This is a genomic window from Desulfotruncus arcticus DSM 17038, assembly GCF_900113335.1.
Taxonomy (GTDB): Bacteria; Bacillota; Desulfotomaculia; order Desulfotomaculales; family Desulfallaceae; genus Desulfotruncus; species Desulfotruncus arcticus.
Window position 1 is genome coordinate 1 of the sequence record NZ_FOOX01000026.1, and the last position, 13,980, is coordinate 13,980.

Genomic DNA, 13,980 nt, shown 5'->3' on the forward strand with positions numbered 1-13,980 from the left:
GCTACCCATCGTCGCCTTGGGGGGCCGTTACCCCTCCAACTAGCTAATGGGACGCGGACCCATCTGTCAGCGGATTTCTCCTTTCCTCCCCAGAATATGCATCCCAAGGAGCGTATCCGGTATTAGCACCAGTTTCCCGGCGTTATCCCAGGCTATCAGGCAGGTTATCCACGCGTTACTCACCCGTCCGCCACTAAAATTAGCAAAAAGTAAACTCCTCGCTAATCTCCGTTCGACTTGCATGTGTTAAGCACGCCGCCAGCGTTCGTCCTGAGCCAGGATCAAACTCTCCATTAAATATTTATAAAGAGTTTAATCTTTGCTCTCGTTGTTAGAATTTCTCTTTCAAAGTTCTTCACTTTGACGAGGTTCGTTTGCTTTGATTGCGCTCACACGCAATCGCATCTCAACTCTGTTTAGTTTTCAAGGACCTGGTTTCTTTTGCCACCGCTCATTCAGCGGCGTTTATTATTGTATCATCACTGAGCCGTACTGTCAAGACCCATTTTTTAATCTTATTCCCGCCTATTGCTCTTACCGGCTCGCGACGACTTTTACATATTATCATTGCAAAAAACATTTGTCAACATATTTTTCAAATATGGTTTTTAATACGACTATTGAATACTTTTATAATTATAAAGCTATCCTGAACATTGTGCTTCGAGGGCCGGTGTTCTGTAAATTGTCATTGCAAGGAGCAAGCGACGTGGCAATCTCGGACCCCCAAACTACACCCCCAAAGTAACCAAATCCTATTTTGACTCCCCGGTTCCCAGTAGGCCCCCGGGGAAATTTATAACCGTTTCCGGCACATCCCCCACTACGATGTTCTCTGCCACCGGCACCATAGTAGCCACTTTTACTTCTCCACTATAGAGAGGTACAACAATTCTAACAATGGTATTAAATGAAAAGTAAATTTTATGTCTGGTCTGATTTATACCTGCCTGTTCAAACCTGTCAATTACATCAACATTAACAGTGCCCATCGGGTGAATTGCAATTTGGAAATGAGGTCCCCAATCAGCAAAAATATAACTGCCAAGCATCTGCCCCAAAGGAATTGCTACTTTCTTCTCATCTAATTCCTTTAGTCTCTTTTGGACATCCAGTGTTATATCTGCTGCCATTTGATTAATTTTAACCGTGTTGGCCTGCATCAGGGCAACACGGCCGTTGTAATCCCTTTGCACGGTTATAAAATCCTGGTATTTAAGGTCCTTTTGGGTTACTTCATCCTGCACGGTTCTATTAATAGCTTCAACAGCCATTTGGGTTACTTCAATTTCAGCAATAGAAAACAGCGTAGGGCGAACCTGTCTATCAAGAAATACAAGTATTACGGTTGATACCAGCAAAAACAATACCGCCGCCAGGACTTTTTTATATGGTCTCCTTTTTCTGAACATTGGATCCTCCACCATACATATATTTATACATTTATATGGTGGAATCCAATGCCAAATCCAAAAATATATTGTAACTTTTTAACTTACATTAATTGAACAAATTTTCTTTTTCCTGCTTTTATAATTATTCCCTTGACAGGTTTTATTTTATGATTCGGATCATCAAATTTTTCTCCGTCAACCCGAACCGCTCCTTGTTGAATTAAACGCCTGGCCTCGCTGGTACTTGCACACAAGCCTGAAAGCTGCATTAACTTGGGCAGCCATATAAGACCATCTTCCAGAACATCTTCGGTAACATTAAATGTAGGTATTTCATCCGGCAAGTCATGCTGCTGAAAAACTCGTTTAAATTCGGTTTCAGCCTGTAAAGCCGCCTCTTGCCCATGATATATGCCAACTATTTCCCTTGCCAGCCTCATTTTTACATCGCGAGGATGCAGCTCACCGTTTTCCAGGCCGTTAGCTATTTTTTTCACCTCATCCAGGGAAACTGTTGTAACCAATTCAAAATAGCGCACCATTAATTCATCAGGGATACTCATTGTTTTTCCATACATCTCACCGGGCTGTTCATCTATACCAATATAATTGCCTAAACTCTTGCTCATTTTATGAACGCCGTCTGTGCCTTCAATAATTGGCATCATAATGGCGATCTGTGGTTCCTGGCCATATTCACGCTGTAATGTTCTACCCATTAAGAGGTTGAATTTCTGGTCGGTACCACCCAACTCAATATCCGCTTTCAGCGCCACCGAGTCATACCCTTGCATCAACGGGTAAAAAAACTCATGAACACTAATAGGCAAGCCTTCCTTAAAACGTTTATCAAAATCGTCACGTTCAAGCATTCTTGCCACAGTGTACTTGGCCGACAATTCAATCACCTGGGCAAAATTCAGGGGGGCAAGCCATTTGCTATTAAAAGTAAGGGTAGTTTTCTCAGGATCTAAAACTTTAAAAATTTGTCTTTCATAAGTTTTAGCATTTTCCAAAACCTGTTCTTCAGTAAGCTGTTTTCTGGCTTCAGATTTACCTGTAGGATCACCGATCCGCGCTGTAAAATCACCCAGGATTATTGTCGTGTGGTGACCAAGTTCCTGGAACTGCCTGATTTTCTGCAAAACGACGGTATGACCAAGGTGAATATCCGGAGCCGTGGGGTCCAAACCCAGTTTAATATGTAAAGGGCTACCGGTTTTCACCGACCTCTCCAATTTAGCAATCAGTTCATTTTCTGGAACTATTTCAACGGTACCTCTTTTGATAATTTCCATTTGTTTTTCAACGCTGATCATTTATTTCTTTCTCCTTTCACTAAGCCTCAATTCTTAAATTATATCAAAGAAAAAAGTTTGGATACAAGGCAGTAAATATTATCTATAAAATTTATGGTTTCGTTATGGTATAATTGCGTTGACATCTGAAAGGTTACTTTCCCCGGGAGGGAGATAAATGGCCAGAAAAAGCTCACGTAAAAAAAGAAAGTTTAAGCCCTTTAGGTTTATAGTTTTAATGTTAATACTCGCTATTTTAATTACTTCAGGCGCCGCCCTTGGCCTTGTATTTGTAAGCGTTAAAGACCTGCCCGCGTGGAACGAAAATGCTTTGGTCCCATCAACTGCAACACAAATTTACGACAAAGACGGGATACAGGTTTCACAAATCGGCCTGGAGAACAGGGTGCAAGTTTCTATTAATGATGTGCCCGAAAACGTTCAAAATGCATTCCTGGCGGCAGAAGACCATTATTTTTATGAGCACCATGGTATTAGAATTGAAGCTATTATAAGAGCGGCTTACAGTGACGCCCTTCATTTTGCGGGTATTAACAAGCAACTTCAAGGTGCCAGCACCATTACCCAGCAGCTTGTAAAGTTAACTTTTTTAACTCCTGAAAAAAGCCTGAAAAGAAAAATCCAGGAAGCAATCTTATCTTTTAAACTGGAAAGAAGGTACTCTAAGAAAGAAATTTTAGAAATGTATCTTAACCAGATTTATCTGGGCGAAGGGGCTCACGGCATCCAAGCAGCTTCCCAAACATACTTTGGCAAAGATGTCGGAGAGTTGACAGTGGCAGAGGCGGCAACACTTGCCGGCTTAAATAAATCGCCAAATTATTATTCGCCGTTTCAAAACAAAGACCAGTCTATTTCCAGGCGCAATCAGGTTCTAAAAAGCATGTTAGAGTATAACTTCATAGATCAGGAGACCTACGATCAGGCTATGTCAGAAGAACTTACTTTAAAACAAAATGACAGCGAATCTGATAGCAATTATCCTTATCCTTATTTTGTAGATTACGTTACCGATGAGCTAATAGATAAATTTGGCGAAGATAAAGTTTTTAAAGGCGGGTTAAAAGTCTATACAACGATGGATCCCAAAGTACAGAAATATGCTGAAACAGCCATGGCCAACCCCAATAATTTCCCAGCATCCCAAAAGAATGCGGAAGGTATTATGCAGCCTCAGGGTGCCATGGTGGTAATGGACCCGGATAACGGTGAAATCAGGGCAATAGTGGGCGGTAGAGAGCACACTCATATGAGGTCCTTAAACCGGGCCACCATGTCCCCGCGGCAGCCCGGGTCAGCAATAAAACCAATCCTGGCTTACGGACCGGCGGTAGAACTTAAAGGCATGGGACCGGCCAGCATTATTGACGACGTACCGGTAACATATAGTGCTTATAGTAATTACTCCCCCAAAAACGATGATGGGGTATACCATGGTTTAGTAACAATGCGAACCGCTATTACCAAGTCGATTAACGTTGTAGCGGTAAAACTGTTTACCGATTATGTGAAAATGCCAGAAGCCATTAATTTTGCCAAGAGAATGAATATTAATCTGGATCAGACCGGACCGGCGATGGCGCTTGGGGGATTGCGGAACGGAGTTACTCCCCTGCAGATGACTGCTGCATATGCAGCTTTTGACAACCATGGAATCTATAACGACCCTGTCGCTATATTAAAAGTTGAAGACCAGGACGGAAATACTCTATTTGAATCGGAAAACACCTCTCGCAGGGTCATGAAAGAAACCACATCCTACCTTATGACCAGTTTGATGCAGTCCGTGGTTCAGTCAGGCACCGGCACCGGGGCCCAAATTGGCAGACCGGTGGCAGGTAAAACCGGAACCACCGACGAGGGCAAGGACATTTGGTTTGCGGGGTATACGCCCGATCTGGTTGGTGTTGTCTGGATCGGTTATGATACGCCAACCAGAATGCAACGAAGTTACGGGGGTATTTACCCCGCCAGAGTATGGAAGGAAGTTATGCAGCAGGCACACAAAGACATTCCATCACACAATTTTATTGAACCACCGGGCATTACAACTGCTACAGTTGATAATAAATCCGGATTGCTGCCCGGGGCAAACACCCCGCCGGAAGATATGGTTACCGACATTTTCGCTGCGGGAACAGTACCTACTAAAACAGATAACGTGCATGTTCTAACCGAGGTATGCGCCACTACCGGCCTATTACCCAACCAGTATTGTCCGGATAGAATAACCAGAGTTATGTTAAAATTACCATATACAGTGCCGAAAAACGTGGCTGATTACAGCATGCGAGTACCCACTGAAATGTGTGATGTGCACGGGCCGGCGGAGACTTTTGACAATGATGATGAAAGCGATGACAGCTCGTTCTCGTGGCAGGAACTTCCCTCTGACCTGCGCGAACAAGACAACGGAAACAATTAGAATTTAAACATAACTAAACAGCATTTCCTTAAGCAGCAGGTGGACAGCCTGTTGTTTTTTTTACTTTAGCTGTGAAAGCACTGGCCATATAAGAAGCAGGCAGATGCGCTTAAACAAACTATATCAACCATAATATTCTTATATTTAAATTTCGCAGTTAGTATAGCTAGCTTAAGCCTGCTCCCCCTATAAGTAGACAACGGTTACGCCGCTGCCACCTTCGCCCTGCTCGCCAAGACGATAGGTCTTTACCCCCGGATGCTGCTTTAATACTTGCTGGACTGCGGCGCGCAAAGCGCCGGTGCCTTTACCGTGAACAAGGTAGACGACCGGCAGTCCGGCAAGGCAGGCATCATCCAGGTATTTATCGAGATCCGCCAGAGCCTCTTCAACCCTCATGCCCCGCATATCAAGCCTTGTGGATATATCTTTGGCTTTTTGCTGCACCAGATTTCCAGTTCCGGGTCCTAACCGATCTTTTTTCTTTCCTTTCGCCCTGGCCAGTTCTTTTCTGTTAACCGTCATCCTGATGATGCCGATTTGAACATGGACATCATCACCCGACACATCAAGCACAACGCCCTGCTGCCCGTACTTGGGCAGAAAAATTTCATCACCGGGCTTAACATCGGTTATCGCCTGCACATTCTCACGATAGTCATCTTCCGGTTCCATTGCTTCAGTTGTTTGCTGAATTTGTTTCAGCCGCTGCCTGGCGTTAGTTAACGCCTGCTCTCTGCCCCGCATCGAGTCTTCCTTTAGTTTGGACCGCATTTCCTCCAGCAAGCTTTCGACTTCACGTCTGGACTTTTTAATCAAGTCACGGGATTCAGCCACAGCCCTGGCCATAACTTCATCCTTGCTAGTTTGAATTTTATTCAACAGGGCTAAATATTGCTCTTTATACTCCTCAGCGTCAATGCGCAGCTTTTCTGCTGCAAGCCTTTCCTTTTCCGCGTGGACTCTGGCCTTTTCCAGTTCTGTCATCAAATCCGCTATTTTAACCTGTTCTTCTGACAGGAACCCCCTGGCCTGATCAATCACTGCCTTATCTAAACCCAGCCGCAATGCTATTTCAAAGGCATTGCTGCGCCCGGGCCTTCCGGTTAATAGCCTGTACGTGGGCCGCAACGTCTCCGGGTCAAATTCAACACTGGCGTTTTCAACCCGGTCATGGGCATAGGCGTAGCTTTTAAGTTCACCGTAGTGAGTTGTGGCCACTGTTTTGGCGCCGCTCAGGCGCAGCTTATCCAAAATAGCCTGCGCCAGTGCCGATCCTTCGGTGGGGTCGGTGCCGGCCCCCAGTTCATCCAGCAGAACCAGGCTCTTATTGGTTACTTTACCCAGCAAGTCAACAATATTGGTCATATGTGAGGAAAAAGTACTTAATGACTGTTCAATACTTTGTTCATCGCCTATATCAACAAAAACCTGGTCAAACATGCCGATCACGGTACCATCTTCAGCCGGCACGTGCAGGCCGCTGTGAGCCATTGCCACCAACAGACCGGCCGTCTTTAAAGTCACAGTTTTGCCCCCGGTATTGGGCCCGGTAATGACTAATGTATCAAAATCAAAGCCAAGGTGGATACTTGTCGGTACGGCCTTACCGGTTAAAAGAGGGTGTTTGCCGTGCTTGATATTAAGCCGTGATTCGGCAATAATTCTAGGGACCCAGGCATTGAGGCTGGCGCTGTATCTGGCTTTGGCCATAATAAAATCTATTCTTCCCAGCACTTCCAGGGTATAGAGCAAATCCTCCGCCCGGGTCCCGATCTTGGCGGAAAGCTCTCGGATAATCCGTTCCACTTCCTGCTTTTCTTCCGCCATTAAAGTTCTGACTTCGTTATTGGCCTCAACCACCGGCATAGGCTCAATAAATAAGGTTGCGCCACTGGCTGACTGGTCGTGCACAATACCGGGCACCTGGCTTCTGTATTCCTGCTTAACAGGAACCACATATCTGCCTTCACGCATGGTGACAATAGGGTCCTGCAGGTATTTTTGATAGCTGGTTGATCTGATAATGGCGTCAAGACGTTCCTTAACCCGCAATTGGGCGGAAGCCATTTTTCTCCTGATATTGAACAGTCGCTCGGAAGCCCGGTCGGAGATTTCACCGCCGGGTAAAACAGCTGAAGTGATACCTTTTTCAAGCTCCTTATAATCCCCAAGCCCCAGCGCTATTTCCCCCAGGCGCCGGTAGGTTTCCCGGCGCTCATTAAAAAAAGTTTTTATTTGCCTGGATGCTGAAAGGGTCTGGGCAACGTGCCAGAGTTCCTCACCGTCCAATATCCCTCCGCGCCTGCACCTCCGCGCCTCTTCCCTTACGTCGTTCCAACCACCCAAGCGTGCCGTGGGCTCAAGTCTGAGCAGTTCCCTGCCCTCGGTGACTTCAGCCAGCGCATCGATGATATCGTCCCGGTCCCGCATCGGCATCAGGTTGGCAATCATTTCCCGTCCGGGCTCCGATCCGGCATATTCGGCCAGCTTTTCTTTAACTTTGCCAAATTCAAGTCTTTTTAAATTGCGATTATCCATTTCCCTCTCCCTAATCCATAACGCCCCTGTAATAATGTCCTCTGGTATATCCGGGTCCCCGGGCGGTAAGTTCCTGCACCATCGCGCCAAGGTCGGGCAATTCTTCTCCCTTTTGGCGCAGGGAATTCAACACTCTCCGGTACGCCCCGGCAGTCCTGGCAATGTATTGCTCATCCTCGCGGCGCGCCTCCACCCTGAGCACCGCCGGGCCGGTTTCAACCAGGTAAGGCAGAGTATCTAATAAACATAATTCACGAGAATTATAAATGTGCATGATACAATTGGCATCAGTTTCCACGGGGAAGATCACCCCTTTGCGGTCACGCAGCGCAAAAGCCGTGCCGCGGCACGGGGCATTGCAACTTTTACCGGCTCCCTTGCCGCCCAGCAGGCTGCCGATGGCACAGTAGCGGGAAACCATCAGCGGCAACCTTCCCTGGACAACCAGTTCCGTCTCAACGGATACTCGCGGGATCAGGCCGGCAATTTGCTGGCCGGTCAGTTCAGGAGATAGCGTTACCCTGAAAACTCCCTTATCCTGCAATAATTTTGCGCTCTGGCTGTTAAATACATTTAGATAAAAATCAGTAATCAAAGGAACATCATAGGTATCCTGAAGTTTATGCAGTAATCCGTACGAAGAAATCACAACGCCATCCGGCTTTAAGCTCATGGCCTGATCAAAATTTACTAAAAACCTTTCCAACTCGCGATCATGTAAAATCCGCGGAGTTGCAAGATAAAACCCAATACTTTTTGCCCGACAATATTCCCTGGCCTTACGAAGCTGTTCCAGGTCATTATTACCCTGCCGCCGGTACACATCCCCACCGTAATAAATTAAATCCGCACCGTTTTGCACAGCTGCCCTGGTTTCCTCAAAGCCGTTGACCGCCAGGGCCAGAAGCGGCATCCCGAGTGTTTTATTTAAAACCGGGCCATTATAAGCCTGGTCCAGCCTTTGTTCCACCGTTTCCAGGCTGACAGGCCGGTTGCCGCGCAGGCGCACCCTTTCCTCCAAAATACTTTCCACGATCCCGCGGCGTGCTTCATTGATTTCACTAACAGGCACCATTACCCCGGGTTCAATATCGCATTCTAATTTTCCCAATACGAAAGGAGTGTTGCCAAGCCTGTTTAGCTGGTTCGCCAGGAAATCAGAAGTTAGCTGTTTTTTGATAGCCGCCTCCGCCCTGACCGCTGTTTCAGCCTCAGCTGCAACGCCTTCAGGATCGCGGGCCTGGATGTACATTGGCTCGCCAAGGCTGGCCTTTATTTTAAAATCAAGTGGAATGCTGATGTTTTCTCTGCTTGAGGAATAAGTCCGCACCGCTTTTTCCATTAGCTGTGCATCACTGGTTTTAAAGACCCTGTCGCCGGGATAAATGCGGCCGTCCAGCCTTACTGACACCGCAGTTCCAGGTCCGGCGGAGGTGATTTTTTTATTTTGCAGGAACATTTCTGTTACTTCAGTTCCAACACGGCCGCCCCGGGTAACCCACACCTCTATCCCGTCACCCAGTGCCAGCGACGCGTCCAGCTCAATTAAAGCCAGTTTCTTTTCTCTGTCGTACCTGCTGATGCGTCCCAGCTTCACGCCCCTGTTGTTGGGGCGCTTATAGCTCATCATTTTAGCCCCCGGCACCCCAAAAAAATAACCGGTTGTAAAGTCCCTGTTGAATATTTGTTTCAGTTCCCCCGCCTCAGCCGGATCAACGTAAAACTTGCCGCCTTCAAGAGCTCTGTCTATTAAATAGCGATAAACTCTGATAACCGTTGCCACGTACTCCGGGCGCCGCATCCTGCCTTCAATTTTAAAAGAATCTATTCCCGCACCAATAAGCTCGGGGATATTAGCGCTCATATTCAAATCACGAGGACTGAGCAAATATTCACCGGTTTTCGCCGGGTCAGCCAATTCACGCCCGCGATTGTCCACCAGCCGGTATTCCAAGCGGCAGGGCTGGGCGCAGCGTCCTCTGTTCCCGCTGCGGCCGCCGATCATGCTGGACATGAGACACTGCCCGGAATAGCAAACACAAAGTGCGCCATGAATGAATGTTTCCAGTTGGATGCCTGTGTGCTCTTTAATTTCGCGTACTTCAGCAAGGCTCAGTTCACGGGCCAGAACAATTCTTTTTAGTCCGGCTTCTTTTAGAAACTGGATACCGGGTGTATTGTGAGCTGTCATTTGCGTACTGGCATGCAGCTCAAGCTCTGGGATTACCTGTTGGGCCAGCTTTACCAGGCCGAGGTCCTGTACAATGGCGGCGTCGGCACCGGTGTTATAGATAAAATGCAGAAAACGCACAGCCTCTGACAATTCGGTATCGGCCAGCAAAATATTCACCGTAACATAAATTTTAACCCCACGTGCGTGGGCATATTGAATTGCTTCAATCAGATCTCGCTCATTAAAATTGTCTGCGCTGCGGCGGGCGTTAAACTGCCGCCCCCCCAAATATACTGCGTCCGCCCCGTTTTGTACGGCGGCCACCAGGGCTTCACGGCTGCCCGCAGGCGCTAGCAATTCCGGTTTGCTCATTTAATTTCCCCGTTTCATTGAACCCGTTTCTTAGCTTCTTTTATTCCTGATGAGACCTGAACAGGTTATAATTTCCGGGCCCTTGTTTTCCAAACCGTCCAGCAGCAGGTTCATGCCAATGGAGTCACTGGCCATATGTCCGGCAATAATCACATTGACATGATTCTTTTCGGCTTCCTTGCGGTGTTTTTCCCCAATATGCATCACCAGCAGGGTACCGACCCCGGCCTGCGAAAGCTTGGCATAAGCATCCTCCGAGCCACCGGTGCCACCGGTCATATCAACCAGAATTTTACCGGCACGCCTTTCCTTATTCCCCACCACAATTGTTGGACCGGCACCGTGTTTATCTGCTTCAGCATATTCCGGTATGGTCTTCAGCAGCTTAATGATATCGCTTAAGGTAACCGGCTTTTCTTTATCCATTAATTCCTGGAGGAAAGTCGTCACCTGGTTATCCGCCACGGTATGAGTGCACATAATCGGCAAGCCTAAAACCCTTGCCGCGTCAACAGCCCGGTTATGGTTAAGCGGCATTAATCCCCTTTTGACCTCGCTGATACGGGAAACCATGATTCCCTCGGCCACATTGATGGGCACGCCGAAATCCGCCAGAATATCTTCCTGCAGGTGCATAACATCGTGGAGTCCGGCCAAAGCCTTTCCTTCCGGGTGATGGGACATAATTAAATCAATCTTTTTGCCCTTCTCACCCAGCCGGTCCGCCAGCAGTACCTCTCCCACTTCCATGTCGATGCCAACCAACACACTTTTAACCTCGGTTTCGGGATCACCGTAAAGCACCCTGGTATCGCTGTATGGATTGGTCAGCCTGTCGGTATCATATGATTTCTTGTCTTCTTCCTTCATTTCCTCATAACGTTTCTTTTCCCTGGCCAGTTGCGCCTTCACAACGTCGATCCCTCTGGGGTCTTTTTCCATCCCCCTGGCAACTACATATTCATAAATCTCTTTAATTTTCATCATAGCCACTCCCTTTTTAAAATAATGTTAATAACATATATTTGTTATTTCCTGGATACATACCTGCTGTCTTGCAAATAAAAACGCAGGAGCAAATCAGTTCCTTCACGAATACCTATTCTGGTGGTAGTAATAATGGCCGAGCCCGCATCACCGGCGCAAAGATATAAATCTCCGGTGGTCAGGTCTGTACAATTTTGTTCAATACCAATCCCCATGGCCTGGGTAAGTTTTGCAGGTCCGGAGCAAAGATCCTTTAAACGTTCCCTGCCCCGCCGCTGCTGCATCAAACCTGTGTTATAGACGGGTTCCAGCGCCCTGATCAGCACGGCCTCCCCCACACCCTCAGCCTGGGATACCACGTTAAAACAATAATGCATGCCGTAAGTAAAATATACATAGGCATAGCCCGGCGGCCCGAACATTACTTTGTTCCTTGGGGTCATACTGCGGGCAGCGTGGCAGGCAGGGTCACCCTGCAAATACGCCTCGGTTTCTACAATCCTGCCCGCAGTGGCTCCTGCGGGGGTACGGTGTACTAAAAAACAGCCCAATAGGTCTTTGGATACCGTTACGGTGTCACGAGCGTAAAATTCCCCGGGCAGGGGGTGGCAGTTTATTTTAAAATCCTTCATCTTTGCAGCACCCGCACCAAATCATCAAATTCATATGTATTTATAACGTGCCCGGGCTCCAGCCAGGCCCGGCGCGCCACCGAGATGCCAAATTCCATCTCTTCAAGCCTGCGCAAGTCATGGGCGTCAGTATTTATGGCTATAAGCACTCCGCTCTCCCTGGCCAGCCGGACATAAAATTCATCCAGATCCAGGCGGTCGGGAGAAGCGTTGATCTCCAGTATCTTTTTATGCCTGGCGGCAGCCTCAATTATCGCTTCAACATCTACGGCATAGGGCTCTCGGTGTCCCAGTAGGCGTCCGGTGGGATGGCCGATAATATCAACATGTTCATTTTCAATGGCGGCAAGCATCCTTCTGGTAATGGTGGCACGGTCCTGCTTAAAGCCGGTGTGGACAGAAGCAACTACTACATCTATCCCGGCCAATATTTCATCAGGGCAGTCAAGCCTGCCGTCAGTAAGAATATCAACCTCTATCCCGGTAAAAAGTTGAAAATCCTCCCACTGTCGGTTTAATTGGCGGATGGTTTCATGCTGCATTAACAGTTTCTCCCGGGAAAGGCCTCTGGCCACTTTTAGCGAAGTCGAGTGATCGGTTATCGCCATGTAGCGGTAACCTTTTTCCCGTGCCCGCTGCGCCATTTCTTCGATGCTGTTCATCCCGTCGCTCCAGTTAGTATGAACATGCAAATCGCCGCGGATATCTCCCGCGTTTAACAACCGGGGTAAAGTACCGTTACCGGCAGCGCTTAATTCACCTTCATTTTCCCTTAATTCCGGTGGTACATACTGCAATTCCAACAGCCTGTAAATTTCCTCTTCACTATGCACCGCAGCCGCGTCGCCGCCGCTGCGCGGGTACAGGCCGCATTTGTTTAAGCGCCAGCCCCGCTTCCAGGCCATTACCTGCAGCCTCCGGTAATGTGCGGGACTGCCCGTGCTCCAAAGTAAAGCATACCAGTATTCACTTTCAGGGACAATATAAATTTCAACCGGCACTCCCCAGCGGCTGGCCAGTTGAAACCGGTCCTCTTCCCGCCAAACCACATCCCCAAGATCCGGGTGCAAAGCGAATGGTTCTTGAACATCCTGCATATCAGCCGCAACTACCAGGAGATCAATACGGTCTACCATCGGCGCCCAGCGCCTGATGGCTCCGGTTACTTCCACCCGCCGGTCAACGCCCATCTGTTTCAGGTACCTGCTGAAACCGGCGGCCAGTTCTCGTGCCGCCCCCAGTGGCAGCTGATTGGGTTTCCTTTTTAGCCTGCCGATACCGCGAATTATTTCCTGCTCCGTTCTGGAACCCATCCCCGGAAGTTCCCGGATCTTCTTGGCACGGGCTGCTTCCTCCAGCTCAGCAATTGAGGATATTCCCAACCTTTCATGCAACAGCCCAATTTTCTTGGGCCCCAAACCGGGCAGAGACATTAATTCCAGAAGGCCCGCCGGAACCTCGCGCTTCAACCTTTCGTGCAGCTGGCACTGCCCGCTAGTTAACAATTCGCCAATCTTGGCCATGATATTTTTACCCACACCGGGCACTTCAATTAATTTTCCGCTGTTATATAAATCTGCCGCGGACTCTTCCAAACCCGCTATAGCCCTGGCAGCTTTACGATAGGCCCGGATTTTAAAAAAATCGTCACCTTTGAATTCCAGCAGGTCTGCAATCTGATAAAAAACCCAGGCAATTTCCATGTTACGCACAGCCAAACGCCCCGTTTCAATTCTCATGATAATGTACCCCAAAAAATAATAAAAAACTCATGAAGTCAACTCCATGAGTGTCAGGGGCTACTTTTTCCTTTTCTTTCTGTCCGGCTCTCGCTCCTGCTCCTGTTCCATCATACTTACCAAGTTGCCGTACTCCTGTTTCAGTATATGGAGTTCTTCAGATATATTAAGAGCTACTAAAATTGCTGCCTTGTAAAGGGATAGCCTGGTATTCCTTTTCATGACCTGCTTTATCTTTTCGTCAACATCCAGGGACATTTTAATCATAGTTTCCGGTGAGGCATCACCCACTAGCGTGTAACGCTCCCCATTAATTTCGACCTCAACCCTGTTTTGCCCGTCGGACATTACCTGGCCCTCCCCTTTTTTAGGAACATTGGCAATGTATTCTACACATA

The 13,980-nt window shown here is 47.8% G+C and carries 9 protein-coding genes and 1 rRNA gene; 1 reads left to right on the forward strand and 9 read right to left on the reverse strand.

From position 1 onward, the window contains the following. The 3 genes from BM056_RS23845 to tyrS all read right to left on the reverse strand — a co-directional run. Nucleotides 1-297 (reverse strand): 16S ribosomal RNA (locus BM056_RS23845); the annotation flags it as partial. Nucleotides 298-755: 458 nt separating this feature from the next. Beyond that, on the reverse strand, nt 756-1,412 hold the full coding sequence (yunB, locus tag BM056_RS23850) for a sporulation protein YunB (RefSeq protein WP_092475526.1): 657 nt from the start codon (nt 1,410-1,412) through the stop codon (nt 756-758). Between the two features lie 83 nt (nt 1,413-1,495). Continuing rightward, on the reverse strand, nt 1,496-2,713 hold the full coding sequence (gene tyrS / locus BM056_RS23855) for a tyrosine--tRNA ligase (protein WP_092475530.1): 1,218 nt from the start codon (nt 2,711-2,713) through the stop codon (nt 1,496-1,498). 157 nt (nt 2,714-2,870) lie between these two features. Between tyrS and BM056_RS23860 the strand changes: the two genes are divergently transcribed. Then, complete coding sequence (locus BM056_RS23860; protein ID WP_092475533.1) at nt 2,871-5,138, forward strand: transglycosylase domain-containing protein; 2,268 nt, start codon at nt 2,871-2,873, stop codon at nt 5,136-5,138. A 186-nt stretch (nt 5,139-5,324) separates the two neighbouring features. Here BM056_RS23860 and BM056_RS23865 read toward each other — a convergent pair whose 3' ends face one another. Genes BM056_RS23865 through BM056_RS23890 form a run of 6 tightly spaced genes read right to left on the reverse strand, consistent with a single transcriptional unit; the run spans nt 5,325 to nt 13,930 of the window. Further along, on the reverse strand, nt 5,325-7,679 hold the full coding sequence (locus BM056_RS23865) for an endonuclease MutS2 (RefSeq protein WP_092475536.1): 2,355 nt from the start codon (nt 7,677-7,679) through the stop codon (nt 5,325-5,327). 10 nt (nt 7,680-7,689) lie between these two features. After that, complete coding sequence (locus tag BM056_RS23870) at nt 7,690-10,224, reverse strand: U32 family peptidase (RefSeq protein ID WP_092475539.1); 2,535 nt, start codon at nt 10,222-10,224, stop codon at nt 7,690-7,692. 30 nt (nt 10,225-10,254) lie between these two features. Next, nucleotides 10,255-11,208 (reverse strand): Nif3-like dinuclear metal center hexameric protein, encoded by a 954-nt coding sequence (locus BM056_RS23875; protein ID WP_092475541.1) that lies wholly within the window; start codon nt 11,206-11,208, stop codon nt 10,255-10,257. A 44-nt stretch (nt 11,209-11,252) separates the two neighbouring features. After that, on the reverse strand, nt 11,253-11,843 hold the full coding sequence (locus BM056_RS23880; RefSeq protein WP_092475544.1) for a DNA-3-methyladenine glycosylase: 591 nt from the start codon (nt 11,841-11,843) through the stop codon (nt 11,253-11,255). Further along, entirely contained in the window at nt 11,840-13,582 is a 1,743-nt protein-coding gene (gene polX, locus BM056_RS23885; protein ID WP_238456645.1) for a DNA polymerase/3'-5' exonuclease PolX, read from the reverse strand. The genes BM056_RS23880 and polX overlap by 4 nt, the downstream gene beginning before the upstream one ends. Nucleotides 13,583-13,642: 60 nt before the next feature. After that, nucleotides 13,643-13,930 (reverse strand): cell division protein ZapA, encoded by a 288-nt coding sequence (locus BM056_RS23890; RefSeq protein ID WP_092475547.1) that lies wholly within the window; start codon nt 13,928-13,930, stop codon nt 13,643-13,645. Nucleotides 13,931-13,980: the final 50 nt, after the last annotated feature.